Below are 25,038 nucleotides of genomic sequence, written 5' to 3'. Positions count from 1 at the left end.
GGCCCGATCTAATGGCCCGCCTCCTCCTCACCCCGCTACACGGGCTGCATCGTCACCGGGCCCGATCTAATGGCCCGCCTCCTCCTCACCCCGCTACACGGGCTGCATCGTCACCGGGCCCGATCTAATGGCCCGCCTCCTCCTCACCCCGCTACACGGGCTGCATCGTCACCGGGCCTACGCTGGCAATCATGACCGAGATAGCTGAAACCTCCGTCGACAACATCCGCACGGTCGAGGGATTCCTGAACGCGCTGCAGGATGGGAATATCGACGTCGCCGACGCGGCGCTGGACGACGACCTCGTCTACCAGAATGTGGGCTTTCCGACGATCCGCGGCCGCAAGAGGGTGATAGATCTGTTCCGCCGCATGGATGGCCGCAGCGCCTTCGAGGTGAAGATTCACCGCGTCGCCGCCGACGGGGCCGCCGTGCTCACCGAGCGCACCGACGCGCTGATCTTCGGGCCGCTGCGGCTGCAGTTCTGGGTTTGTGGCGTGTTCGAGGTGCACGACGGGCGAATCACGTTGTGGCGGGACTACTTCGACCTGTACGACGTGCTCAAGGCGACCGTGCGCGGATTGGCCGGGTTGGCGGTGCCGTCGCTGCGAGCGACGTTTTGACGGGTGAGTGCCGTCAGGACGAAGCCTAACTTCGTACAACTAGTCCGTTATTGCCTCGGGGCGCGGCTGCCCGACTCGATGCGCGACTGGGTACGCAACGACCTGGCCGGCAAGGGTGCTGCCCGCCGGATGATGATTCGGGTCGCGGTGCCGGCGGTGCTCGTGCTCGCCCCGTTCTGGTTGATACCGACGACGTTGGATGTCCACCTGAGCATGACGCTGCCAATTCTCATTCCGTTCGTGTACTTCTCGCATGCGCTCAACAAAATCTGGCGGCGCCACATGCTGCGCGTACACGGCCTGGACCCGGAACTCGTCGACGAGCTGGCCAACAAGCGCAACGCCCACATCCATCGGGCGTACATCGAACGCTATGGGCCCCGGACCCAGGACTGACTAACCACATGGCGGCGACCCGCCACGCCCGGCTCCGCCGCGCTCGCGATCGCCGCTCCACATGGCGGCGACCGGCCACGCCCGCTAACCGGTCTTCGGTAATCCCCCGAGCTCGTCGAAGGCCTGCGCCCAACCGACCAGGCGATCGGTGGCGTCGACGAGCTCGGCCCGGTAGCGCTGTCGCGAACCGGCAACCACCGCATCACCGTTGACGGATGACACTAATTGTGCTGCGGCGGTGACCATTTCGTTGTACTGACGAACACCGGCGCTCAACTGGGCAGTGAACGCGTTGATGGTCGGCACCAGATATGGGCGCGATGTATCCGTGTGATAAGCCACCCGCTCCATCGACACCACCTCGGCGGCGGTAGCCGCCATAGCCGCCGAACTACGGTTGGCTGCTGCCGTGAGGTCACGTATCTCGTCGGCCGGCAACATTGCACCCCGCTCCAGCACGCCCAACAACGAGAAGAACCCTCGTTCGGAGGCGCCGAGTGCATACATCGCGGGTCTGGCCGCCGAGCCATGTGGAGGCAGTCGATGCACGTTGGTCGGCCGTGCGGCGGGCAATGGCTCCGACCGCAGCCAGCGGTAGCGAAACAGCAACAGCGTCGCGGGCACGGCCATGACGACCGCGACCGCGCCGGTGATCTCGAGCAGCAACGCGAACCAGCCCCAGGCCGCAAGGATCGCCGTAAGCACGCCCCAGAACACGCACCCGGACGCAAAGATCAAGCCCCATCGCAGCGCGCGTCGGCGGCGGCGCAGCAACCGTGCCCGCGGATCGGTAGCGGCACTGATCTTCTGCGCTAAGAAGTCGGTTAGGTCGCCCACAGCGTCGAATCCACGCTGCAGCAGCCCACGCTGACTCACTTTCACCGCCACCGAGAGTCCGCTTATTGCTGGCCGTAGGGGTTTTCTGAAACCGGTGCACCGCCTGCGGGAGTCGCCGGGTTGGCGGCCGGAGTCGGTGGGGCCACCGCGGGAGTCGCCGCGCCGCCGGTCGGCAGGGCCTCACCGCGCATCGAGGCGCGAATCTGCTCCAGCCGGGAGTGACCGGCCATTTCAACGCCGGCCTGTTCGACCTCGAGCATGCGACCCTGCACCGAACTCTGCGCAAGCTCGGCTGAACCGACGGCGTTGGCGTAGCGCCGTTCGATCTTGTCGCGCACCTCGTCGAGGCTTGGGGTATTGCCAGGTGCGGCGAGTTCACTCATCGACCGCAGCGACGCGCTGACCTGCTCCTGCATCTTGGCCTGCTCGAGCTGGCTGAGCAGCTTGGTGCGCTCCGCGATCTTCTGCTGCAGCACCATTGCATTGCGTTCGACGGCCTTTTTGGCCTGAGCCGCCGCCTGCAGCGCCTGGTCGTGCAGCGTCTTGAGGTCTTCGACGCTCTGCTCGGCGGTGACCAGCTGCGCCGCGAACGCTTCGGCGGCGTTGTTGTACTCGGTGGCCTTGGCGGCGTCGCCGGCGCCCGTGGCCTGGTCGGCCAGCGTCAAGGCCTGACGCACGTTGACCTGGAGCTTTTCGATGTCGGCGAGCTGCCGGTTGAGCCGCATCTCCAGCTGGCGCTGGTTACCGATCACCTGCGCCGCCTGCTGGGTCAACGCCTGGTGGGTGCGCTGTGCCTCCTCGATGGCCTGCTGGATCTGCACCTTGGGGTCGGCATGCTCGTCGATCTTGGAATTGAACAGCGCCATGAGGTACTTCCACGCTTTGACGAATGGATTGGCCATGACTTAGCTCCGCCTTCGCTTCTTGTGTGGGCTGGATGGTCCCCGGTTAGGCCCCAGCGCTTACCCTGCCGCTCAATTTAGTGGTTTCGCGGCGATAGCCCCACCCCGGCACTCACGCCATTGCCAAAGCCGTCGCCTGCGGAATGACCATTTTGGTGCTGGCGTCAATGCTGGAACTGGTCTGAGCCGCGCTTTCCTCGCGCGCCATCTGCTCGCCGGCGCCGATGAGCACCTCGGACAGCGGAACCCGCAACGCGTCACAAATCGCGCCGAGCAGTTCGCTGGACGGTTCCTTGCGGCCGCGCTCGACCTCCGATAGGTACCCGAGGCTCACCCGTGCCGAATCGGACACCTCCCGCAACGTGCGGCCTTGTGAAATCCGGGCCCCGCGCAGCACCTCGCCAATGACCTCGCGAACCAATGACGCCATCGGTGTCTCCCCTCGGCCCGAAAAACAATCCGCCATAACGCCAACGCCGACAGCGGCGGGGTTGGTTCCCGGGTGCGTCAGTCTGAGCTTTGGCGAACTTCCCGGGCCGTGGTGGCCACATAGTCGACTCCGGTGACCACGGTAAGCACGATCGCGATGGCCATCACAACCGCCGCCACGACATGCAGCCCGCCCGACAGCGGCAAAACGAACAACCCGATCGCCACGGCCTGGGTCAGTGTCTTGAGCTTGCCGCCCCAGCTGGCGGGGATGACGCCGCGGCGAATCACCGCCAACCGCAACACCGTCACCCCGAGCTCGCGAACCAGGATCAAAATCGTGACCCACCAGGGCAAGTCGCCGAGCATGGACAGGCCGACCAGGGCGGAGCCGATCAGCGCCTTGTCGGCGATGGGATCGACAAAGGCGCCGAATTCCGTTGCCATGCCGTAGTTACGAGCCAGCTGACCGTCCAGTCGATCGGTAAGGCAGGCAACCGCGAAGATCGCCCAGGCCGCTATGCGGGCAGAGGTTTCATGGCCGCCGCCGTAAAACAGGGCAAACAGGAAGATGGGGACCATCACAAGCCGCAGCCCGGTCAGGATATTGGCGAGGTTGGCGATACGGGCGCGGCGCACCATCGGACCCGTTTGCGGCTGCCCCGACACGGCAACAGAATAACGGGTGCCCAGCTCAACCGCCCTAGATGTCGATACTGTTCTCCCGTGACCGAAAGTCCACGGGATCACCTGCCGGTGGTGCGACGCGCGCGAACATCTGACGTCCCAGCGATCAAACAACTTGTCGACACCTATGCGGGCAGGATCCTGCTGGAGAAGAACCTCGTGACGCTTTACGAAGCCGTGCAGGAATTTTGGGTTGCCGAACGCCCCGACCTCCCGGGCAAAGTGGTCGGTTGCGGGGCGTTGCACGTGTTGTGGTCGGACCTCGGTGAAATCCGCACCGTCGCAGTCGACCCCGCCACGACCGGGCACGGAATCGGCCACGCGATCGTCAACCGGCTGCTCGAAGTAGCCCGTGAGCTCCAGCTGAAGCGGCTGTTCGTGTTGACCTTCGAGACCGAGTTCTTCGGCAGGCATGGATTCACCGAGATCGAGGGCACCCCGGTTACCGCAGAGGTGTTCGACGAGATGTGCCGCTCGTATGACATCGGCGTGGCCGAATTCTTGGACCTGAGCTATGTCAAGCCCAACATCCTGGGCAACTCTCGGATGCTGCTGGTCCTCTAGTTTGCCGAGCAGGCACAAAAGCACGCGACACGCCGAGGATTGGGGTGCTTTTGCGTCTGCTCCCGCTAGTCGGCCTATCCGCCGTTGCCGCCGTTGCCGCCGGTGGCGCTGGCACCGGTGCCGTTCTCCGCGATGTTTCCGGCTCCGCCGCCACCGCCCCCGCCGGTGCTGGCGCCGCCGCCGTTGCCGGGATAGGCGATGCCTGGGCTCCCGGGGTAGCCGCCGGCTCCGCCGTCACCGCCGGAGAAATACCCGCCGCCGCCGGAGGTGCTAGCGCTGGCACCAGCCCCGTCGCCGCCGGTGCCGCCAAAACCACCGTTGACCCCGCCGCCGCCACCACCGCCACCACCGCCCGATACGCCGGCGGTGGTGTCGGAGCCGCCGCCCGCGGACCCACCGCTAGCGCCGACGCCGCCCCCAGTCCCACCACCGTTTCCGCCGTTTCCGGCGGTGATCCCGGTCCCCGTGGCACCGACGCTGGCCGCACCGCCGCCGCCACCGCCTCCACCGGGGCCGCCGGTTGCGCCGGCGGGGCCCCCGCCATCGCCGCCGCCGGCGACCTGGGTGCTGGCGGAGATGACGTTGTTCCCGTTGATACCCGCTGAACCACCAGGGCCGCCGTTACCGCCGGTGCCGCCGGTGCCGCCGCCGGTGCTGTTCCCGCCGGCCCCCCCGCCGCCACCACCACCGCCGGCGATGTCGCCCTTGGTGATGTTGGTGAGGACACCGCTAGCGCCGGTGCCGCCGGTGCCGCCGTCGCCGCCGTTGTAGCCGTTGCCGCCGTTGCCGCCGGTGCCGCCGTTACCGCCGACGTCGCCGCTCGCGTTGAAGATGCCGCCGTTGCCGCCGTCGCCGCCGCGGCCACCGTTGCCCGCACCACCCGCGACCGCGCCGGAGCCGCCCGCACTGCCACCGAGGCCGGCGTTGCCGCCGTCGCCGCCGTGGCCGCCGGACCCGCCAGCAAGAGGGCTACCGCCCTGCCCGCCATGGCCGCCGTCGCCGCCACCGCCGCCATTCCCGTTGGCACCGGCTTGGCCGCCGAACAAGCCCGCGAACCCCTGGGCTTGGCCGCCGACTCCACCCGTACCGCCGTTCCCGCCCTGACCGCCGTCCGTGCCGCTGCCGGCGAGCAAGCCAGAGCTGCCGCCTCCGCCCAGACCGCCGATGCCGCCCACACCGCCGAGACCGCCGGGACCGCCGTTGCCGAAGATCAGACCGCCGTTGCCACCGGCCCCGCCGACGCCGCCGATGCCGCCCGTGCCCCCGTTGGTGTGGCTGGCCGACGAGCCCGTTGTGCCGGTAAGGCCAGTTCCCCCAGGTCCGCCGGCGCCGCCGTTACCGAACAAAAACGCGGAGCCGCCGGCCCCACCATTGCCGCCGGGCGCACCCGACCCTCCGTCGCCGCCGTTGCCGCCAAGCCACCCGCCGCCCCCGCCGGCCTCCCCGGTCCCCGGGGCGCCGTTGGCGCCATTGCCGATCAGCGGCCGCCCAGTCAGCGCGACGAAAGGCGCATTGATTGGATCCAGCAGGTCTTGCTCGAGAGTCTGTAACGGCGAGGCGTTCGCCGCCTCGGCGGCCGCATACGACCCCGCGGCCGCCTGCATGGCCTGTACAAACTCCGCATGAAACGCCGCCGCCTGGGCGCCGGCCGCCTGAAAGGCCTGGGCGTGGCCGCCGAACAGCGCCACCACGGCCTGCGAGACCTCGTCGGCGCCGGCGGCCAGCAGCCCGGTCGTCGGGCCGACCGCAGCCGCGCGAGCCGAGTTGAGCGCCGAGTCGATACTTTGCAGATCCGCCGCCGCGGTCGTGAGAAACTCCGGTGCCGCGATTACATACGCCATCTTTGCCTCATCCAGTTCGCTTAATCCCAAAGGGCTGGCCGGAATTTGGGCGCACGGGGCCGTCACGCGGCTACAGTGTTCGCATCATGTCTCGAGTGGTGCGGACGGTGCCGCGTCGACCGCCCGGAGCGCTTGATGCGTAGTGTGCTCCGGGCGCGGGGTGCGGTAGATCGGTAAAAGTACCGGTCTTTGCTACACCGCGCATCGGGCACGGTCAGGAGCAGGGAACGGGCAGCTGATGCAGGGTTTGTTGGAGCGCCAAGCGCCGCTGTCCGAGCTGACCCGACTGGCGCAGGCGTTGCGCCGGGGGTCGGGCCAGGTGATGTTGCTGCGCGGGGAGGCCGGTGTCGGCAAGACCGCACTGATCAACCGCTTCACGGCCACATTGGACGGCTCGATCCGGGTGTTGGTGGGCTGGTGTGATCCACTGGCCGCACCGCGGCCGTTAGGCCCGGTGATCGATGCGCTCGGCGGGTTGAGCTCCGCGGTCGCCGCGGGTCTCGCTGCGGCGATCGAATCCGGTGACGCCGGTGCATTGTATCGGCAGCTCCTGGAGATGTTGCGCAACGGGCGGTGCTGGGTGTGGGTGATCGAGGATGCGCATTGGGCCGATGGGGCCACCCTGGATTTAATCCGCTTTCTGGCCCGCCGCATCAATGCACTGCCCCTGCTGTTGGTGGTGTCTTACCGCGATGACGAGCTCGATCAGCAGCACCCGCTTGCAGTGGCGCTGGGCGATGTGGCGGGCTGCGCCGGGGTTGGCCGGATCAAGTTGGAGCCGCTGAGCCGCGAGGCGGTGGCGGTGCTGGCTTCCGGCAGCGGGGTCAACGCCGAGCAGGTGCATCAACTGACTGGCGGCAACCCGTTTTATGTGACTGAGGTGCTGGCCGCCGGCGCGGATGCGCTGCGCGAAAAGGCGTTGCCGCGCAGCGCGGCGGAGGCGGTGTGGGGCCGGTTGGCTCGGTTGTCGGCCGACGGGCGCGCAATCACCGAGGCCGTGGCCACCTGTGGCCCGCGCGCGGCCCTGAGCCTGCTGAACAAGGTGTGCCCGGAGGCTGGTGGGGCGCTGGCCGAATGCGCATCCGCCGGGGTGCTGGTGGTCGATGAGGAGGTGGTCGGTTTCCGCCATGAGTTGGCCCGGCAAGCCGCCTTGGAGCAAATCCCCGATTTGCGCCGGCGCATGCTGCACAAAAAGGCGCTGACCGCGCTGGCCGAACCACCCATAGACCCCAACGCATTGGCGGCGTTGACGTTTCACGCCGATCAAGCCCGCGACGCGGACGCGGTGATCCGCCACGGCGTGGCCGCGGCCGAGCGGGCCGTCGCCCTGGGCGCCAACCGGGAAGCTACCCAGCTGTACGCGCTGGTGCTGCGCCACGCCGACACTATCCCCACCGAACAAAAGGTCCGCTGGATTGAGCAGCACGCGCTCACCAGCTACCTGTACGGGCAGGCTGAAGAGGCGGTGGCGTCTTGGCGTGAGGCGAGCAAGTGTCGTCGCGCGCTGGGTGATTCGCTCGGGGAAAGCGAGAACCTGCGCTGGCTTTCGCACGAGCTGTGGGGCATGGGCCGAGTCCGCGAGGCCTTCGATGCCGCGCGAGCCGCGCTGGAGCTGGCACAAGGCTTCGAAGCATCCCCGCAGCTAGGGTGGTCGCTGGTCAACTTGGCCGAGTTCGGCAGCTGGGGTTTTGACCCAGCAGCGGTTGACTACGCCGCCCAGGCCATCACTTTGGGAACGCACCTCGGTGACGACGCCTTGGTCATTCGTGCCCGCGCCGCCGCGGCGGCAACCCAGGTCCTGACCACCAACGCCGGGTGGCAGCAGCTGGAAGCGGCATGGCGTGACGCGATGGCTACCCAGACCCGCAGCGAACATGCCGGACTGCTGGCAACGATCGTCTGTTGGCTGGCGGCGTCGCACTACGACGTCGAACGCGCGGATCGCTACATCACCGACTCGCTCGCGTACTGCCGCGAACATAATGTGTTCACCTTCGAGGCGTTGATCGTCGGAGTGGATGCGTTGTTGCGGCTTCGTCGCGGCGACTGGGACTGGGCCGGCGCTGCGGCCGAGGATCTTCTGACCCGGCCCGGGCTGGCCGCGGTGAATCGGATTTTGCCGCGACTCATCCTTGCCCTGGTTCATGCCCGGCGCGGCCAGCAGCCCGTTGCCGCGCTGCTTGACGACGCCGTGGCCAGCGCCGAACCCGACCACCTCCGGTTTTTTTCGGTGTGGGCCGCGCGTGCCGAGGCAGCCTGGTTGGCCGGAGACGACGACAGCTGCCGCAGCGAGGCCCAGGCTGGGCTGGCAGCGACGCCTGCGCACGCCGACCCCTGGCTGATTGGGGCGCTGCAACGCTGGCTGTGTTTGGCCGGCGGTGAACCCACGGTTGGCATCGATGACCCGCGCACACCGTTCGAGCTGGAGGTCCGCGGCGACTGGCAGGCCGCCGCCGAGGAATGGATGCGCCGCGGTTGCCCCTACGACGCCGCGGTCGCCCAACTCGGCGGCGACATCACCGCGGTGGAATCTGCGCTGTCCACGTTTCGCCGCCTGGGCGCGCGGGCCGCAGCCCGCCGCGCCCAGCAGCGCCTGATGGCGTTGCGCGGCCCCACCCGCCGCGGCCGCAGCGCCGAAACCCGTGCCGACTCCCACGGATTGACCCGCCGCGAACGCGAAGTCCTCGAGCTGCTCGCCGCCGGGCACAGCGACACCCAGATCGCCACCGCGCTGCACATCAGCCGGAAAACCGCCAGCTGGCACGTCAGTTCGATCCTGCTCAAACTCGGCGTGGCCAACCGCACCCAAGCCGCCGCACACGCCCACCGCGGCTCTTAGCGCTACGTGGCCCCCGATCCGAGGGTGGCACGCCACATGCGCGCGCAGTGCGGTGCTGCGTCTGCTCGCGCTAGTCGGCCTCGTCATCGGACACGCCGCCGAGGCCGCGGATCGCCGCCAACGTCGCGGCCAGCTCGTCGGGTTTGACCAGCACCTCGCGCGCCTTCGAGCCCTCGCTGGGCCCCACGATGCCGCGGGTCTCCATCAGGTCCATCAGCCGGCCGGCTTTGGCGAAGCCGACGCGCAGCTTGCGCTGCAGCATCGAGGTCGAGCCGAACTGGCTGGACACCACCAACTCCACGGCCTGTAGGAACACGTCCATATCGTCGCCGATGTCCGGGTCGACGTCCGCGCGCTCACCGGTGGGTTTGGCGGTCGTGACGCCCTCGGTGTACTCGGGTTCAGCCTGGTCCTTGCAGGCAGTGACGACAGCCTGGATTTCCTCGTCGGTGATGTAGGCGCCCTGCAGCCGGACCGGCTTGCTCGCGCCCATCGGCAGGAACAGGCCGTCGCCCATGCCGACCAGCTTCTCCGCCCCCGGCTGGTCCAGGATCACCCGGCTGTCGATCAGCGATGAGGTCGCGAACGCCAGCCGAGACGGCACGTTGGTCTTGATCAGCCCGGTGACGACGTCCACCGACGGGCGCTGGGTGGCCAGCACGAGGTGGATGCCCGCGGCGCGCGCCTTCTGTGTGATCCGCACAATGGCGTCCTCGACGTCGCGTGGCGCGGTCATCATCAGGTCGGCCAGCTCGTCGACGATCGCCACGACGTACGGGTACGGCCGGTACTCACGCTGGCTGCCCAGCGGCGCCGTGATCGCACCGGATCGCACCTTGTCATTGAAGTCGTCGATGTGGCGCACGCGCGAGGCCTGCATGTCCTGGTAGCGCTGTTCCATCTCGTCGACCAGCCACGCCAGCGCGGCCGCCGCCTTCTTCGGCTGGGTGATGATCGGCGTGATCAGATGCGGAATGCCTTCATACGGCGTTAGTTCCACCATCTTGGGATCGATCAGGATCATCCTGACCTCTTCGGGGGTGGCCCGTGTCAGCAGCGAGATCAGCATGGAGTTGACGAAGCTGGACTTGCCGGATCCGGTCGAGCCGGCCACCAACAGGTGCGGCATCTTGGCCAGATTGGCCGAGATGAAGTCGCCCTCGATGTCCTTGCCCAGCCCGATCACCAGCGGATGGTGGTCACGGCGCGTCGACGGCGCGGTCAGCACGTCGGCCAACCGCACCATTTCGCGGTCGGTGTTGGGTACCTCGATGCCGACGGCGGACTTGCCGGGGATCGGGGCCAGCATGCGCACGCTCTCGGTGGCCACCGCGTAGGCGATGTTGCGCTGCAGAGCGGTGATTTTCTCCACCTTGACGCCGGGCCCGAGCTCGACCTCATACCTGGTTACGGTCGGTCCCCGGGTGCATCCGGTGACCGCCGCGTCGACCTTGAACTGCGTGAGCACCTCGCCGATCGCAGTGGCCATATGGCTGTTGGCGACACTGCGTTTCTTGGGCGGATCGCCGGCCACCAGCAGGTCGAGCGACGGCAACGTGTAGGGACCTTCGACAACCCGGTCCATGACCTCGGGGCGCTTGCGGGAGCTGCGACGGCGCGTCGCTTCAACGGCAGGTTCCGGAATGGTGGGAGTGTCGTCTCCCTCGAGGCTCGCGGACGGCCACGCCTGCGGTTCATCGTCGGCGACCGGCGCGTCGTAGTAGCCGTCGGAGAAGTCCTCACGCATGAGGTCTTGCGTGTCGGCCTCGTCGTCGTATTCGTCATAGTCAGCTTCGTCATCGAGGTACTCGCGCTGGAACAACCGGGTGCCGAACATCGCACGCATGGCATCGGGCACCTCGCGGATCGTCGTCCCGGTCAACAGCAGGAGGCCGAACAACGCGCCGATGAACAGCAGCGGCGCGGCGATCCAGGCGGTCAAACCGTCGGAGAGCGGCCCGCCGATGGCGAAACCGACGAACCCGGCCACGTGCTGGCGCGCGACCGGAGCCTCCGGCGAACCCGCCCACAGGTGGCACAGTCCCAGCAGGGATAGCGCGACCAGGGTTGAGCCGAGAATCAGCCGCGGCCGGGCATCGGCATTGGGCTGGGTGCGCATCAAGACCACCGCCACGACCGCGGTGACCGCCGGAAGCAATACCACCGCCGAGCCAATGAAGGTCCGCAGTATGGTGTCCACCCACGCGCCGACCGGGCGGGCGGCGTCAAACCACGAGCTCGCGGCGACGACGACGGCGAGGCCGAGCAGGACCAGCGCGATCCCGTCGCGGCGGTGTCCAGGCTCGATGTCCCGGGCTCGCCCGATCGACCGGGCCGCGCTGCCGGTTCCTTTGGCAGCCATCATCCAGGCCGCGCGCATGGCGCGGCCGCAGGTCACGCCACCGGACACCAGCAACGACGAATTGCGCCGTCGCGCGGGCCTGTTGCGTCCCCTGACGGGCTTGCTCACTCTTTTGCGGGGCACTGCCGATCGCGCACTTCGGGACCCACCCCGCGAAGCGGCCTTTGACCTGCTCGTTCGGGCACCGGAGCGGGCGACGGTCTTACTAGCCATGAGCCCAAGCCTAGTCGCAATCGCCCCATATTCACCATCTGCCACACAGGTCACAAATATGTGTCGGCTCGGTACGCGGGCGCTGCGCTCAGTTTTGACACACGCGCCATGACCGACACCGCGGCCGCGTGAGTAGGGTGACTGCCATCCCGCCTTACGTCTCCGAGGAGCCCAGCATGCCCGTTGTCGTCGTCGCCACCTTGACCGTGAAACCCGAATCGGTCGATGCCGTCCGCGACATCCTCACCTCTGCGGTCGGGGAAGTGCACGACGAACCTGGCTGCCAGCTCTATTCGCTGCACCAATCCGGCGAGACTTTTGTCTTCGTCGAGCAGTGGGCCGATGAGGAGGCGCTGAAGACCCACAGTACCGCGCCCGCGATCGGCAAGATGTTCTCCGCCGCCGGCGAGCACCTGGCCGGTGCTCCCGACATCAAAATGCTGCAGCCTGTCGTGGCCGGCGACCCGGACAAAGGACAGCTTCGCTCCTGATGGACCGGCCGCTGGAGGGGAAGGTCGCCTTTATCACCGGGGCCGCGCGGGGGCAGGGGCGCGCGCACGCGGTGCGGTTGGCGGTTGACGGCGCGAACGTGATCGCTGTCGACCTGTGCGGACAAATCGACAGCGTGCCATATCCATTGGCCTCGCCGGAAGATCTGGCGGCCACGGTCAAGCTTGTTGAAGACACCGGCGCCCGCATCGTAGCCAAACAGGCCGACGTGCGCGATCGCGCGTCGCTGTCTTCGGCCCTGCAGGCGGGTCTCGATGAGTTAGGCCGCGTCGACATCGTGGTGGCCAACGCCGGAATCGCCCCTATGCAATCGGGTGACGACGGCTGGCGCGATGTCATCGACGTCAACCTCACCGGCGTTTACCACACCATCAAGGTCGCGATACCGGCCATGGTCAAGCAGGGCACCGGTGGGTCGATCGTGTTGATCAGTTCGAGCGCGGGGTTGGCCGGTGTCGGCAGCGCGGATGCTGGCTCCATCGGCTATGCCGCTGCCAAACACGGGGTGGTTGGGTTGATGCGGATATACGCGAATCTGCTTGCCAGACAGAATATTCGGGTCAACTCGATCCACCCTTCGGGTGTCGAAACGCCCATGATCAACAACGAGTTCACCCAGGAGTGGCTGGCCAAGCTGGCCGCGGTGGCCGATTCGCCCTTAGCCATAGGCAACGCTCTGCCCGTGGAGGTCCTGCAAGCCGAAGACATCGCCAACGCTGTAGCATGGTTGGTGTCTGACCAGGCCCGCTACATCACCGGCGTGACGTTGCCGGTCGATGCGGGCTTTTTGAATAAGTAGACCAGATGGCACGAAACCCAGTTGCGCAGACTGCATTAGGCCCGATGGTGCTGGCGGCCGTCGAGCGAAACGAGGCACCCGAGCGCCGGCTCGTCGACGACGACCTGGCGGAACTGTTCTTACCGAGGTCAATTCGATGGCTCGTCACTGCGACCAGGCCCGCGCCGGTCCGTCGCCTCTTCATCCAAGCCTCGGAGTGGTCCGGCCCCGGCCTGTGGACCAATCTCGCCTGCCGCAAACGTTTTATCGGTGACAAGCTCGACGAGGCCCGTAACGACATCGATGCCATCGTCATCCTCGGCTCCGGTCTGGACACCCGCCCCTACCAACTGACCCGGCGCATTCGCATCCCGATCTTCGAGGTGGACCTCCCGGTCAATATCGCGCGCAAAGCAGCCACGGTCCGACGGGTGCTGGGTGGTCTGCCTTTGTCGGTTCGGTTGGTGCCGTTGAACTTCGAGCATGACGACCTGCTCACCGCCCTGGCTGAGCACGGTTATCGCATCGACTACCGGGTCTTTTTCATCTGCGAGGGCGTCACCCAGTACCTGACCGAGGACGCTGTCCGGCGAACCTTCGAGGGACTGCGAGCCGCCGCGCCCGGCAGCCGAATGGTATTCACCTACGTCCGCCGCGACTTCATCGACGGAAGCAATCGATACGGCACCCGCACGCTCTACCGGACCGTGCGCCAGCGAAATCAACTGTGGCACTTTGGCCTTGAGCCCGACGAGGTCGCGGGGTTTGTCGCCGAATACGGCTGGCGGCTGGTGGAGCAGTTTGGCCCCGACGAGCTTGTCGCACGGTACGTCGAACCGACCGGTCGAAAACTCAAAGCGTCGCAACTGGAGTGGTCCGCCTGCGCGGAGAAAACCTAAACGCGATGCCGCTAGACCGATGGCTGCGATCGCCGCTAGACCTCGATCACGGTGGGCACAATCATCGGCTGACGGCGGTAGGTTTCGCCCACCCACTTCCCGACAGTTCGACGCACGCCCTGGGCGATCCGGATCGGATCGGTGACGTCGGCGGCGACCAGCGATTCGAGTTCCGCCTCGACCTTGCGCACCGCGGGTTCCAGCGCTTTGGGATCCTCTGAGAAGCCGCGCGAATGCAGCTGCGGCGCGGCCGCCGGCTTGCCGGTGCCGCGCTTGATCACCAGGGTCACGGCGACAAAGCCCGACGACAGGATGAGCCGTTCACCCAACGTGATGTCGCCGACGTCGCCGGTGATCGGCCCGTCGACGAACATCTTGCCCACCGGCACCGCGCCGGCGATGGACGCCCTTCCCGCCACCAGGTCGACGCTGATGCCGTTCTCGGCCAACAGAATTGACTCCTGCGGCACCCCGGTGCTGGCAGCCAGCTTGGCGTTGGCCCGCAGATGCCGCCAGGTTCCGTGCACCGGCATAACGTGGCGTGGCCGGACCCCGTTGTACAGGAACAGCAGCTCCCCGGCGTATGCATGACCCGAAACATGTACCCGCGCTTGGGCATTGGTGACGACACGAGCTCCGATCTTGGCCAGCGCGTCGATGACGCCGTAGACCGCCTCCTCGTTACCGGGTATCAACGAGGACGACAGGACGATGAGATCACCAGAGGTCAGCGTGATGCTGCGGTGCTCGCCGCGCGACATCCGCGACAGCGCCGACATCGGCTCGCCCTGGGTGCCGGTGGTGATCAGCACGACCTGCTCCGGCACCATCATTTCGGCGGCGGAGATGTCGATCAGGTCAGAGTCCTCGACCCGCAGGAAGCCTAGGTCGCGCGCAATTCCCATGTTGCGCACCATCGATCGCCCGACGAACGACACCCGTCGGCCCAACGCCACTGCGGCGTCGATGATCTGCTGCACCCGGTCGACGTTGGAAGCGAAGCATGCGACGATGACGCGCCCCTCGGCGCCACGGATCAGCCGATGCAGCGTCGGGCCCACTTCGCTTTCCGAGGGCCCCACCCCGGGATGTTCGGCATTCGTCGAATCGCACAAGAACAGGTCGACACCGGCGTCGCCGAGCCGAGACATGCCGGGCAGGTCGGTGGGACGGCCGTCGAGCGGCAGTTGGTCGAGCTTGATGTCGCCGGTGTGCAGGACGGTGCCCGCGCCTGTGTAGACGGCGATGGCGAGCGCGTCCGGAATCGAGTGGTTGACGGCGAAGTACTCGCACTCGAACACCCCGTGCCGACTGCTCTGACCCTCCTTGACCTCGACGAACACTGGTTTGAGGCGGTGCTCGCGGCACTTCGCCGCGACCAGAGCCAAGGTGAACCTGGACCCAACGACCGGGATGTCGGGACGCAGCTTGAGCAGGAACGGAATCGCGCCGATGTGGTCCTCGTGCGCATGGGTCAGCACCAGCGCCTCGATGTCGTCGAGCCGGTCTTCGATATGGCGCAGATCCGGCAGGATCAGGTCGACTCCAGGCTCGTCGTGGGTGGGGAACATTACCCCGCAGTCAATGATCAACAGCCGGCCCAAGTGCTCGAAAACCGTCATGTTGCGACCGATTTCGCTGATCCCGCCCAGGGCGGTGACCCGCAACCCGCCGGCGGCCAAAGGGCCAGGTGGGGCGAGGTCTTCGTTCACGGGAGCCTCATCTTAGAACTGAGGCCGCGCGCATGTCGGCGGCCAACGCGTCGAGCTGCTCGGGCGTCGCCGCCACTTGCGGCAGCCGGGGGTTGCCGACGTCGATGCCCTGCAGCCGCAGACCCGCCTTGGACAGCGTCACACCGCCCAGACGACCCATCGCGTTGCACAACGGCGCGACGGCGACGTTGATCTTTCGGGCAGTGGCAATGTCACCGGACCCGAAGGCGGACAACAACTCTCGCAGCTGGCCAGCCGCCACATGCGAGATCACGCTGATGAAGCCGATGGCGCCCACCGCCAGCCACGGCAGGTTCAGCGCGTCGTCGCCCGAGTAGTAGGCCAGGCCGGTCTCGGCGATGATCTGCCCGCCGCTGTGCAGGTCAGCCTTGGCGTCCTTGACGCCCACGATGTTCGGATGCGACGCCAGCGCGCGGATCGTGCCGGGTTCGATCGGCACGACGGAGCGCGGGGGGATGTCGTAGAGCAGGATGGGCAGCTCGGTGGCATCGGCGACCGCGGTGAAATGTGCGTAGAGACCGCTTTGCGGCGGCTTTGAGTAATACGGCGTCACGACCAGGAGCCCGTGCGCGCCTTCGGCCGCGGCGGCTTTGGCCAGCTTGATGCTGTGCGCGGTGTCGTAGGTGCCCGCCCCGGCGATGATTCGAGCCCTATCCCCCACGGCCTCCAGCACGACGCGCAGTAGCTCGCGCTTCTCGTCGTCGGCGGTGGTCGGCGACTCGCCCGTGGTGCCCGAGAGCACCAGACCGTCGCACCCCGCGTCGACCAGGTGGTTCGCCAGTCGCGCCGCGCCGGCGGTATCGAGGCAGCCATCTGGGCCGAACGGCGTCACCATCGCGGTCAGCAGGGTTCCCAGGCGTGCGGGAGCGTCGAATCCGACGGTGGTCACGGTGTTCAGGTTACCTGGCGATGCCAACGGCTCTTATAGCCACGCGAGCGTGCATGTTTGTCCAGCAACACGCCGGTGAAGCGGTACATTTGCGCACCCTCAGCGGCTCACGCCTCGGTGGCTAAAGGACTGGTCGCGACCTCGGTGCCGTCGGCCAGGGTGGCGACCTCGAAGTCGGCAAACACCGCCGGTGCGACGCCGACGAGTTGGCGCAGGCATTCGATGGCCAGGCGCCGGATTTCCACGTCGGCGTGCTCGCTGGCCCGCATCGCGATGAAGTGCCGCCAGGCGCGGTAGTTCCCGGTCACGACGACGCGCGTCTCGGTGGCGTTGGGCAACACCGCGCGGGCGGCCTGGCGGGCCTGCTTGCGCCGCAGGATGGCATTGGGCTGGTCAGCGAACTTCGCCTCCAGCCTGGCCAGCAGTTCGGTGTAGGTCGCGCGGCTCGCGTCAGCAGCATCGGTCAGGATCCGCCGCAGTTCGGCGTCGTCTTCCAGGGCCGGCGGGACGACGACCTGCGAGTCGCTTTCCGGCACATAGCGCTGCGAGAGCTGCGAATAGGAGAAGTGCCGGTGCCGGATTAGCTCATGGGTGCAGGACCGCGAGATACCGGTGATATAGAACGACACGCCGGCGTGCTCGAGCACCGAGAAATGTCCCACATCGATGATGTGCTTGATGTAACCGGCGTTGGTCGCGGTCCTAGGATTCGGCTTGGACCAGCTCTGATAACAGGCCCGGCCGGCGAATTCGACCAGCGCCGGACCGCCGTCGGCATCGGTGGTCCAGGGCACCTCCGGGGGCGCCAGGAACTCGGTCTTGGCGATCAGCTGCACACGCAGCGACGCGGTCTGGGCCACGGCGCTCAGACTAGCGATGCGACTCTGCGCTGGTGGCGCCGAGGCTGCGCTGAGACACTGCCCAAGCCTCGATCGCGCGCCCTGATTGCGGTCTCGGCGCGACATCCTTCACCTTCAGCTCCCCCGACATCAACGGCGGGAGCAGGGCGTCGCGGTACTCCGACAACCGCAGGGATTCGGTGCGCCGAGCATGACATAGTTCGCCCAGGCTGGTGAGCTTCCTCAACTCCTCACCGGACAGGCGGCGCACGTCACGCACCCGAGCTTGCAACAGGTCACTCGGACGGATTCGCTGCCGACTCCCCGACGTCCCGGCCGCTTGCCGCCGCAGCTTTTCCGAGAGCTCGGGTTCTCGCAACGCCGCCCACAACGCGGAGGTGTCAATACCAATAGGCCGCAGCACGACGAATTCCGTACTCGCCAAAGCCGTCTCGGATGGCAGCCGGAGCACATTCCATATCCGCGGGATTCGCGGGTTCAGCTTGGCGAACAATACACACGCCGCCGACAAGCCGAACTTGCCGCTCTTAAGAGATCCGGATTCGACTAGCTCCGGGCGCGCCCCGCGGTCAAATGCTGAAAAGCTGAAATGAGCAACCACGCCATCGAATTGGGTCGGGTTCAGCAAAGCGCCCGCCTGGCTTGCCAAGCTGGACAGAAGCACCCGGGCATGCACCGAACCGGCGATGGCAGTCATCAATGCCTCGGCCGCCTCGATCACGCGGCCGTTCGCGGCAATTTTGTCGTCGAGGCCGCCCAGCAACGCGGCGATCCTTCGGCGCTCACCCGCGTCCACCGCCCAAACCGCGACGTCGCCAAGAATGCTCTGGTTGAGCAACGGCTGGCCCGATCCCGCTCGGTGTCCGTTGAGCCGACAAATTTGCAACGCGTAATACCAATAGCGGGTTTCTTCGGGAACCTTGGCCCGACAGACCAGGGCGTTCTCCGTGACCCAAACCTCGGAATCGGAATAACGCACACTGCCGCAATACGATCCGACACGGCCGATGACGATCAGCGGGCCCGCGGCGTTGGGTTCCGCGGCGTACCCGATTGCGCCGTTGGCGCCGTAGACAGGGAAACGGCCCGCCGAGGTCCGCGCCGGTGAACCGCGGCCGTTGGTGAAGTCGAGATGATCACCGAGCCTCACCCTCACCAGGCGCGCTCCAGCTGATCGCGTACCACCTTGTCCAACCGCGCCGATTCATCAAGCGCTGCAAGAAGATTTGTGGTCAACCGCGCGACCTTCACATCAGCCGGCTCCCCATCATGCTCGGCCTCCGGGGCTCCTACATAACGCCCGGGCGTTAGCACGCAGCCCGCTGCCCGTATCTCTTCGAGGGTCGCCGACTTACAGAAGCCCGGAACATCCTGGTAGCAAGAATTCCTCGACCAGGAGCGATAGGTGTCGCCGACGCAGGCGATCTCAGCATCCGTCAGCGCGCGCTCCGCGCGCTCCACCAGGTACCCAAGTCCGCGGGCGTCGATGAACAGCACCTGCCCCGAGCGATCACCTTTGTCAGCGGCAAAAAACCAGACGCACACCGGGATTCCGGTGCTGCGAAATAGCTGTGCGGGTAGCGCGACCATGCAGGACACCAGGTCCGCCTCCACGATGCGAGCTCGAATATCGCTTTCCCCATTGGATTTTGACGACATCGAACCGTTCGCCATCACCACCCCGGCCTTGCCCCCAGGTGCCAGTTTGGCCAGGATGTGTTGGATCCACGCGAAGTTCGCGTTGGTAACGGGGGGAACGCCGAAGCCCCAGCGGGGATCCTTGTCGTCGCGGGCCCAATCCTTGATGTTGAACGGCGGATTGGCCATCACGTAGTCCATCTGTAGGCCGGCGTGTAAGTCGGCAAGGAGCGTGTCCCCCCGGACCACGTCCGTGTCGTCGATCCCGTGCACGGCCAGGTTCAACTTCGCCATCCGCCAGGTTTGCTCGACGTTCTCCTGGCCATAGATCGAGATAGCCCGGGGGTCACCATTCCGCTTGAGGATGAAATTCTCGGTCTGCACGAACATCCCGCCCGAACCACAGCACGGGTCGTAGACGCGTCCACTCGACGGTTCGAGGATCTCCACGAGCAGTCGGACGACGCTGGGCGGGGTGAAGAATTCGCCACCCCGCCGCCCCTCGCTGCGGGCGAAGTTGCCGAGGAAGTACTCGTATACCTCCCCCATTAAGTCGCGGGCACGGTGGCTGCCCTGCCGGCTGAATCGCACACCGTCGAGCAACGCCACCAGTTCGCCCAGCCGGCGTGGATCCACGCCGTCGTAAAGTGGCGGCAGCGTTCCCGCCAGTCCAGGGCTTGCAGACGTGACGGCGGTCACCGCCCCGTCCACCAACTGGCCGATTTTCGAAGATCTAGCGTTGTTCGCCAACAACTTCCAGTGAGCATCGGAGAAGTACCTGAGGAATACCAGCCCGAGGACGACGTCCTTGTACTGGCTGGCCGACAACGACCCGCGCAGCTTATTCGCGGCCATCCACAGCGTGTCTTTGAGCTCCTTGGGCGTCTGGAGCGCTGGAGTCGCCGCCGTCTTGCTGAGGGACATCAGCGAAAACTGTAGCTACAGCGACAGGCCGTTGTCGTCGTTCAGCTCGGATTGGTTAGGACAAATCGTCGAGTTCGCGTGACACCATGCGGACGCCTTGGCCGCGCCGCCGGACGTGGCAAGGGCAACAGCGCCTCGTTGAGCGCTTGCGCCACACGAGCCGATCCTCAGCACGCCCGCTTTGCGGCCGTGCGCAACTCCCCGGCTAGATCGCCGCCGCCGGACACGTCGACCCCGCCCAAACCCAGCCACCCCACCATCGACTCCAGCTCACCGACCAACGCCGCGGCCACCCGCGGGCGGGGCACGTCAGGCTCACCGAAGGCGCCCACCACCCGCAGCGCGTCCGCCGCCCGGTCAGCCTTGAGATCCACCCGGGCGACCAGCCGCCCGTCCAGCAACAGCGGCCACACATAATAGCCGTACTGGCGTTTGGCGGCCGGGGTGTAAATCTCTATGCGGTAATGGAATCCGAACAGCCGCTCCACGCGGGCCCGGAAGAAGATCAGCGGGTCGAACGGACACAGGAGCGCGGTACCGCGGTCCAGGCGCGGCACAGGACGGCCGGCACGCAGGTACGCCGGTGCCGACCAGCCGTCCACGCCCACCCGCTCGATCTCGCCGGCGGCCAGCAACTCGGCGACCGCCGGCTTCACCTGCTGGGCCGATAGCCGGAAATAGTCGCGGATGTCGGCCTCGGTGGCGACGCCCAGCGCAGTGGCCGCCCGTAGCGTGAGTTCGCGGACCGCCTCGTCGTCGTCGACGTGCCGGGCCAGCACGGCCGGCGGCAGCACCCGCTCCGTAAGGTCGTAGTGGCGAGCGAAACCGATGCGGGTGGCCGTCGTGAAAACGCCGGAAGCAAACAGCGCCTCTGCCACCCACTTGGTATCACTGCGCCCCCACCAGGGACCTTTTCGTCCTCGCGGCTCGGCCTGGAGATACGCCTCGATCTGCCCGGCGGTGCTGGGCCCGAGTTCCGTTACGGCGGCGACGATTTCGTCGACAAGGCGCAAATTAGCCTGCACGATGTGGGAACCCCAGCGGCCGTGCCGGTACTGACGCATGCGCCAGCGCAGCAGCGGCCAGTCGTCCACAGCCATCAGCGCGGCTTCGTGCGCCCAGTACTCTACCAAGAGGCGCGATTTCACGGGACCCCACGCGGCACGGTCCAGCACGTCGCGGTCGTAAGGTCCGAGTCGGCTGAACACCGGAGCGTAGTGTGCCCGCACCGCCACCGACACCGAATCGAGTTGCAGCACCTGGATTCTCGAAATGAGCCGCCGCAGATGCGCACGCGTGATCGGCCCGACCGGTTTGGGCTCGGCGAAGCCTTGCGCCGCCACCGCGACCCGACGGGCCTGCACGGCGGTCAGGATGCCCATGCGCTCATGAGCGGTGGTAGCTGTGAAAGCGGTACCGCAGACCCGAGCGGCTGACCAGCCACTCGCCCGCGACTCCCCGCCACGTCTGGTCGAGCGGAGGAGCCAGTGCGTCGTCGTCGTCGCGGGGTAGCTCGATGTCCACCTCGGTGACCTCGCACCTGACCGCGCGTGGCAGCGCGAGCACATAGATCTGCCCCCCGCCGATCACCCACACCCGGGGATCGGTCAGCGCGTCCTCGAGCGAACCGACCACCTCTGCACCGTCAGCCACGAAGCCAGTTTGGCGGGAGAGTACGACATTTCGCCGACCCGGCAGCGGCCGTACGCCGTTGGGCAACGAGTCCCATGTCCGCCGACCCATCACCACCGTGTGTCCCATGGTGACGCGCTTGAAGTGGGCCAGATCCTCGGGCACTCGCCATGGGATGTCGCCCCCGCGGCCGATGACACCGGACGTGGACTGAGCCCAGACCAGGCCCAGGTCCGTCACACGCGTCATACAGCGACGGGGGCTTTGATCGCCGGGTGCGGATGGTAGTCCTTGACGATGACGTCGTCGTAGGTGTAGTCGAAGATTGAATCCCTATGCGCCAGAGCGAGTTCCGGATACGGTCGTGGTTCACGGGTGAGCTGGAGCCGCACCTGCTCGACGTGGTTGTCGTAAATGTGGCAGTCGCCGCCGGTCCAGACGAACTCGCCGACCACGAGGCCGGCCTGGGCGGCCATCATGTGCGTGAGCAGCGCGTAGCTCGCGATGTTGAAGGGCACCCCCAGGAACAGGTCGGCGCTGCGCTGATACAGCTGGCAGCTCAGCCGCCCCTCGGCGACGTAGAACTGGAAGAACGCGTGACACGGCGGCAACGCCATCTGCGGGATTTCGCCGACGTTCCAGGCCGACACGATGATGCGCCGAGAGTCCGGGTCGGTGCGTAGCAAATCCAGTGCCGCACTGATCTGGTCGATGTGCTCACCCGACGGGGTCGGCCAGGACCGCCACTGCGCACCGTAGACCGGCCCGAGATCACCTGTGTCGCTTGCCCATTCGTCCCAGATGGTGACACCGTGCTGCTGCAGCCAGCCGACGTTGGAGTCCCCGCGCAGGAACCACAGCAATTCGTAGACCACCGACTTGAAGTGCACCTTTTTGGTGGTCAGCAGCGGGAAGCCGGCGGACAGGTCGTAGCGGATCTGGTGGCCGAACAGGCTGCGGGTGCCGGTGCCGGTGCGGTCGGATTTGGCGGTACCCGTGTCGAGCACCAGGCGCAGCAGGTCCTCGTAGGGAGTCGGGATCGGCAACACGCGGTCAGCTTAGCGGCGATCGCAAGCGCGGCGAAGCCGGGCGCGGCGGGTCGACGCCAGAAAAATCCGCGGCGATCGCAAGCGCGGCGAAGCCGGGCGCGGCGGGTCGACGCCAGAAAAATCCGCGCCGATCGCAAGCGCGGCGAAGCCGGGCGCGGCGGGTCGACGCCAGAAAAATCCGCGGCGATCGCAAGCGCGGCGAAGCCGGGCGCGGCGGGTCGACGCCGATGAATTTGCGCCGAAAGCCGCGGAGTAGAACAGAGGGCATGCCGACCCTCACCGACACCGTCTCCACTCCCGACGGCGCGTGCCCCGTCCACCTGTTCACCCCCGAAGGCTCGGGCCCCTGGCCCGGCGTGATCATGTTTCCCGACGCTGGCGGCGCCCGGGACACCTTCGACGAAATGGGCGCCAAGCTGGCCGGCCACGGCTACGCGGTGCTGGTGCCTGACGTGTACTACCGAGAGGGTGACTGGGCCCCGTTCTCCATGTCCACCGTGTTCGCCGACGCAGGGGAACGCAACCGGCTGATGAAGATGATCGGCAGCCTGACGCAGGACAAGGTCGTCGCGGATGCCGGCGCGTTGTTCGACTACCTGGCCGCTCGGTCTGAGGTGAGCGGGGACCGGTTCGGCGTCTGCGGCTACTGCATGGGCGGGCGGATCTCGTTGACGCTCGCCGGCCGCCTCCCGGACCAGGTCGCCGCCGTGGCGTCATTCCACGGCGGCGGGCTGGTCACCGATGCCGCCGACAGCCCACACCTGCTGGCCGACCAAATGACCGCCACGGTGTACGTCGGCGGTGCCGAGAACGACGCGTCGTTTACCGCCGACCACGCCGAGCAACTCGAGAAGGCCTTGACGTCGGCCGGTGTAGAGCACCGCATCGAGTGGTACCAGGCCGCCCACGGATTCGCGGTCCCCGACAACGCGTCCTATGACGCCGCCGCTGCCGAGCGACACTGGGCGGCGATGACGGAAGTCTTCGGCTCGGCGTTACGGCGTTGAGGAATCGCTGTTTGCGCGCTGATTCCCTTGGTTGATCGCGTCTACCAACAGCGTCGCGGCCACCATCGCACCGTCGGTGCTGACGGTGCCCGCCACGGCGCCCGCTCGTGCGTGGGTCTCGGGACTCAGGGCCGTCTGCAGCGCGACCGACAGGGACTCGACGGTGGCGGTCCGACCGTCGTATGCGGTACCGATGCCCAGATTGACCACCCGGGCGGCCCAGTACAGCTGGTCTGCACCCTGGGGTATCACCACCTGAGGCGCGCCGGCCAACGCGGCCGTGGTCGTCGTGCCCGCGCCGCCGTGGTGCATCACTGCCGCCACCCGGCCGAACAGCGCCTGGTGGTTGACCTCGCCGACAGCAAAGCAGTCATCAAGGTCGTCGATCGGCACCAGGTCTGCCCAGCCGTGGGAGATGAGCGCGCGGCGGCCCTGCGCGCGGGTTGCCTCGATGGCCACCCGGGCAAGATCCTGGGAGCCCCGCAGCGCCATGCTGCCGAACCCGACGTACACCGGCGGCGTACCGGCATCCAGGAATGCCACCAATTCGGACGGGAGTGGACGTTCGTCCGGTAGCAACCATGCACCGGTTTGGACGACGTCGAGGTCGGTCTGCCCCAGCCACGGACCCAGAGTCGGGTCCGCCGCGAGCCACGGGTGCTCGGTAAAGGCGTAACCACGGACGTCGTCGACCGGAGGCAGGCCGATCGACGCCCGGTGGCTATTGAGCGTCGGGCCCAGCAACACGTTCGCATCCTGGGCGTCGCGTTCCCACAACACCCGGTTGTCCACGATCAATGACATTGGCGAGCCCACATACGACGGCGGCGGGTAATGCGGCGACGGCAGGTGCGGCGGGTGGTAGCTCGCATACACGTACCGGATACCTAGCTTTTCGGTCACCGACCGCGCGCCGGCCGCGGTCCACACCAGGCCGGTCGCCACGAGCGCATCACATCCCTCGGCCGCAGCCGCGACCGTACCGAACTGCGCGGCGATCATCTCGTCGACGTGACGGCGCAGGTCCGCCTCCGAGGGCGGTGTCGCCGCGGTGGTCATCGCGCGCACCGATCCGCCGAACGGCACCACCTGCGCACCGGCACGGGCCAGCAGCTTCGCGAACTCCTCGTCCGGCGGCACGCACACCCGCACCTGGGCACCGAGTGCCCGTAATTGCACAGCCAGTCCGGCCAGCGGTTCGACGCCGCCGCGCGAATCGTATGTCGATAACAACACACGCATTTCGCTGCTCCGAGTTCACGCGGGGTCCTGGTCTCGGCGGAACTTATCATCCGCGCGACACCGGCAACGTCCTAAGTCGGGTCGGTCGCACACCGCACGCCACCCGTGCCGGCCGCCGGGAGGGGCTCTGATACCCCACCGAGCGGGCTCGGAATAGACATCTTCGGACCTTTTCGGCGGGCCG

23 protein-coding genes are annotated in these 25,038 nt (G+C 67.1%); 8 read left to right on the top strand and 15 right to left on the bottom strand.

Going from position 1 to position 25,038, the window contains the following annotated elements; genetic code table 11:
- Nucleotides 1-191: 191 nt before the first annotated feature.
- Together JO236_RS17690 and JO236_RS17685 are read left to right on the top strand one after the other, a co-directional pair.
- Nucleotides 192-623 carry a limonene-1,2-epoxide hydrolase family protein gene (locus JO236_RS17690; protein ID WP_293333182.1) on the top strand — a complete coding sequence of 144 codons (432 nt, stop codon included), beginning with the start codon at nucleotides 192-194 and terminating at the stop codon, nucleotides 621-623.
- A gap of 3 nt (nucleotides 624-626) precedes the next feature.
- Complete coding sequence (locus tag JO236_RS17685; protein WP_293333179.1) at nucleotides 627-1,019, top strand: DUF5313 domain-containing protein; 393 nt, start codon at nucleotides 627-629, stop codon at nucleotides 1,017-1,019.
- An 84-nt stretch (nucleotides 1,020-1,103) separates the two neighbouring features.
- Here JO236_RS17685 and pspM read toward each other — a convergent pair whose 3' ends face one another.
- The 4 genes from pspM to pgsA form a co-directional block, all read right to left on the bottom strand.
- Nucleotides 1,104-1,907, bottom strand: a complete 804-nt coding sequence (gene pspM / locus JO236_RS17680; RefSeq protein WP_293333176.1) for a phage shock envelope stress response protein PspM — start codon at nucleotides 1,905-1,907, stop codon at nucleotides 1,104-1,106.
- Nucleotides 1,908-1,918: 11 nt separating this feature from the next.
- A complete protein-coding gene (gene pspA, locus JO236_RS17675) occupies nucleotides 1,919-2,758 on the bottom strand; it encodes a phage shock protein PspA (RefSeq protein WP_293333174.1) in 840 nt (279 codons plus the stop codon).
- Nucleotides 2,759-2,870: 112 nt separating this feature from the next.
- A complete protein-coding gene (clgR, locus tag JO236_RS17670; protein ID WP_293333171.1) occupies nucleotides 2,871-3,188 on the bottom strand; it encodes a transcriptional regulator ClgR in 318 nt (105 codons plus the stop codon).
- Between the two features lie 77 nt (nucleotides 3,189-3,265).
- A complete protein-coding gene (gene pgsA / locus JO236_RS17665; protein WP_293333230.1) occupies nucleotides 3,266-3,829 on the bottom strand; it encodes a CDP-diacylglycerol--glycerol-3-phosphate 3-phosphatidyltransferase in 564 nt (187 codons plus the stop codon).
- Nucleotides 3,830-3,913: 84 nt separating this feature from the next.
- Between pgsA and JO236_RS17660 the strand changes: the two genes are divergently transcribed.
- A complete protein-coding gene (locus JO236_RS17660; RefSeq protein ID WP_293333168.1) occupies nucleotides 3,914-4,438 on the top strand; it encodes an amino-acid N-acetyltransferase in 525 nt (174 codons plus the stop codon).
- Between the two features lie 74 nt (nucleotides 4,439-4,512).
- On the opposite strand, the gene JO236_RS17655 is transcribed toward JO236_RS17660, so the two are convergent.
- The gene (locus tag JO236_RS17655; protein WP_293333165.1) at nucleotides 4,513-6,279 is read right to left on the bottom strand and encodes a PE family protein; all 1,767 of its coding nucleotides are present in this window, start codon (nucleotides 6,277-6,279) and stop codon (nucleotides 4,513-4,515) included.
- A gap of 238 nt (nucleotides 6,280-6,517) precedes the next feature.
- Between JO236_RS17655 and JO236_RS17650 the strand changes: the two genes are divergently transcribed.
- Nucleotides 6,518-9,118, top strand: coding sequence for an ATP-binding protein (locus tag JO236_RS17650; RefSeq protein WP_293333162.1), 2,601 nt, complete (start codon nucleotides 6,518-6,520; stop codon nucleotides 9,116-9,118).
- 70 nt (nucleotides 9,119-9,188) lie between these two features.
- Here the strand turns inward: JO236_RS17650 and JO236_RS17645 are convergent, their stop codons facing one another.
- Entirely contained in the window at nucleotides 9,189-11,693 is a 2,505-nt protein-coding gene (locus tag JO236_RS17645) for a DNA translocase FtsK (RefSeq protein WP_293333159.1), read from the bottom strand.
- Between the two features lie 176 nt (nucleotides 11,694-11,869).
- Here JO236_RS17645 and JO236_RS17640 point away from each other — a divergent pair, with 176 nt between their 5' ends.
- From JO236_RS17640 to JO236_RS17630, 3 genes are read left to right on the top strand one after another with little or no spacing between them, the layout of a single operon-like run.
- Entirely contained in the window at nucleotides 11,870-12,184 is a 315-nt protein-coding gene (locus JO236_RS17640) for a putative quinol monooxygenase (protein ID WP_293333227.1), read from the top strand.
- A complete protein-coding gene (locus JO236_RS17635) occupies nucleotides 12,181-13,002 on the top strand; it encodes a mycofactocin-coupled SDR family oxidoreductase (RefSeq protein ID WP_293333224.1) in 822 nt (273 codons plus the stop codon). Before JO236_RS17640 ends, JO236_RS17635 begins: the two co-directional genes overlap by 4 nt.
- A 5-nt stretch (nucleotides 13,003-13,007) precedes the next feature.
- Complete coding sequence (locus tag JO236_RS17630) at nucleotides 13,008-13,880, top strand: SAM-dependent methyltransferase (protein WP_293333156.1); 873 nt, start codon at nucleotides 13,008-13,010, stop codon at nucleotides 13,878-13,880.
- A 35-nt stretch (nucleotides 13,881-13,915) separates the two neighbouring features.
- Here JO236_RS17630 and JO236_RS17625 read toward each other — a convergent pair whose 3' ends face one another.
- From JO236_RS17625 to JO236_RS17590, 8 genes are all read right to left on the bottom strand, one after another.
- Nucleotides 13,916-15,592 carry a ribonuclease J gene (locus JO236_RS17625; protein ID WP_293333153.1) on the bottom strand — a complete coding sequence of 559 codons (1,677 nt, stop codon included), beginning with the start codon at nucleotides 15,590-15,592 and terminating at the stop codon, nucleotides 13,916-13,918.
- Nucleotides 15,593-15,599: 7 nt separating this feature from the next.
- Nucleotides 15,600-16,502, bottom strand: coding sequence for a 4-hydroxy-tetrahydrodipicolinate synthase (dapA, locus tag JO236_RS17620; RefSeq protein WP_293333149.1), 903 nt, complete (start codon nucleotides 16,500-16,502; stop codon nucleotides 15,600-15,602).
- A 107-nt stretch (nucleotides 16,503-16,609) separates the two neighbouring features.
- Nucleotides 16,610-17,362, bottom strand: a complete 753-nt coding sequence (gene thyX, locus JO236_RS17615; RefSeq protein WP_293333146.1) for an FAD-dependent thymidylate synthase — start codon at nucleotides 17,360-17,362, stop codon at nucleotides 16,610-16,612.
- Between the two features lie 10 nt (nucleotides 17,363-17,372).
- On the bottom strand, nucleotides 17,373-18,518 hold the full coding sequence (locus JO236_RS17610) for a restriction endonuclease subunit S (protein ID WP_293333143.1): 1,146 nt from the start codon (nucleotides 18,516-18,518) through the stop codon (nucleotides 17,373-17,375).
- Complete coding sequence (locus tag JO236_RS17605) at nucleotides 18,515-19,924, bottom strand: type I restriction-modification system subunit M (protein ID WP_293333140.1); 1,410 nt, start codon at nucleotides 19,922-19,924, stop codon at nucleotides 18,515-18,517. The genes JO236_RS17610 and JO236_RS17605 overlap by 4 nt, the downstream gene beginning before the upstream one ends.
- Nucleotides 19,925-20,091: 167 nt before the next feature.
- Nucleotides 20,092-21,306 (bottom strand): winged helix-turn-helix domain-containing protein, encoded by a 1,215-nt coding sequence (locus tag JO236_RS17600; protein WP_293333137.1) that lies wholly within the window; start codon nucleotides 21,304-21,306, stop codon nucleotides 20,092-20,094.
- 4 nt (nucleotides 21,307-21,310) lie between these two features.
- Nucleotides 21,311-21,805 (bottom strand): dihydrofolate reductase, encoded by a 495-nt coding sequence (locus JO236_RS17595; RefSeq protein WP_293333134.1) that lies wholly within the window; start codon nucleotides 21,803-21,805, stop codon nucleotides 21,311-21,313.
- Nucleotides 21,802-22,602 (bottom strand): thymidylate synthase, encoded by an 801-nt coding sequence (locus JO236_RS17590; RefSeq protein ID WP_293333221.1) that lies wholly within the window; start codon nucleotides 22,600-22,602, stop codon nucleotides 21,802-21,804. Before JO236_RS17590 ends, JO236_RS17595 begins: the two co-directional genes overlap by 4 nt.
- Before the next feature lie 269 nt (nucleotides 22,603-22,871).
- Between JO236_RS17590 and JO236_RS17585 the strand changes: the two genes are divergently transcribed.
- Nucleotides 22,872-23,612 (top strand): alpha/beta fold hydrolase, encoded by a 741-nt coding sequence (locus JO236_RS17585; RefSeq protein ID WP_293333131.1) that lies wholly within the window; start codon nucleotides 22,872-22,874, stop codon nucleotides 23,610-23,612.
- On the opposite strand, the gene JO236_RS17580 is transcribed toward JO236_RS17585, so the two are convergent.
- The gene (locus tag JO236_RS17580; RefSeq protein ID WP_293333128.1) at nucleotides 23,601-24,854 is read right to left on the bottom strand and encodes a glycosyltransferase; all 1,254 of its coding nucleotides are present in this window, start codon (nucleotides 24,852-24,854) and stop codon (nucleotides 23,601-23,603) included. The two genes, JO236_RS17585 and JO236_RS17580, sit on opposite strands and share 12 nt — an antisense overlap.
- Between the last annotated feature and the right edge of the window lie 184 nt (nucleotides 24,855-25,038).

The organism is Mycobacterium sp., from assembly GCF_019247635.1.
GTDB lineage: Bacteria > Actinomycetota > Actinomycetes > Mycobacteriales > Mycobacteriaceae > Mycobacterium.
The sequence above is the reverse complement of the archived record's forward strand: the minus strand, read 5'-3'. Positions and strand labels throughout refer to the sequence as shown.

Coding starts and splice junctions, on each gene's coding strand:
- clgR (WP_293333171.1), bottom strand. CDS start 3,188: ATGGCGTCATTGGTTCGCGAGGTCATTGGCGAGGTGCTGCGCGGGGCC.
- JO236_RS17645 (WP_293333159.1), bottom strand. CDS start 11,693: ATGGCTAGTAAGACCGTCGCCCGCTCCGGTGCCCGAACGAGCAGGTCA.
- JO236_RS17630 (WP_293333156.1), top strand. CDS start 13,008: ATGGCACGAAACCCAGTTGCGCAGACTGCATTAGGCCCGATGGTGCTG.
- JO236_RS17600 (WP_293333137.1), bottom strand. CDS start 21,306: ATGGGCATCCTGACCGCCGTGCAGGCCCGTCGGGTCGCGGTGGCGGCG.
- JO236_RS17690 (WP_293333182.1), top strand. CDS start 192: ATGACCGAGATAGCTGAAACCTCCGTCGACAACATCCGCACGGTCGAG.
- JO236_RS17650 (WP_293333162.1), top strand. CDS start 6,518: ATGCAGGGTTTGTTGGAGCGCCAAGCGCCGCTGTCCGAGCTGACCCGA.
- JO236_RS17585 (WP_293333131.1), top strand. CDS start 22,872: ATGCCGACCCTCACCGACACCGTCTCCACTCCCGACGGCGCGTGCCCC.
- JO236_RS17595 (WP_293333134.1), bottom strand. CDS start 21,805: ATGACGCGTGTGACGGACCTGGGCCTGGTCTGGGCTCAGTCCACGTCC.
- JO236_RS17580 (WP_293333128.1), bottom strand. CDS start 24,854: ATGCGTGTGTTGTTATCGACATACGATTCGCGCGGCGGCGTCGAACCG.
- pgsA (WP_293333230.1), bottom strand. CDS start 3,829: ATGGTGCGCCGCGCCCGTATCGCCAACCTCGCCAATATCCTGACCGGG.
- pspA (WP_293333174.1), bottom strand. CDS start 2,758: ATGGCCAATCCATTCGTCAAAGCGTGGAAGTACCTCATGGCGCTGTTC.
- JO236_RS17640 (WP_293333227.1), top strand. CDS start 11,870: ATGCCCGTTGTCGTCGTCGCCACCTTGACCGTGAAACCCGAATCGGTC.
- JO236_RS17655 (WP_293333165.1), bottom strand. CDS start 6,279: ATGGCGTATGTAATCGCGGCACCGGAGTTTCTCACGACCGCGGCGGCG.
- JO236_RS17605 (WP_293333140.1), bottom strand. CDS start 19,924: ATGTCCCTCAGCAAGACGGCGGCGACTCCAGCGCTCCAGACGCCCAAG.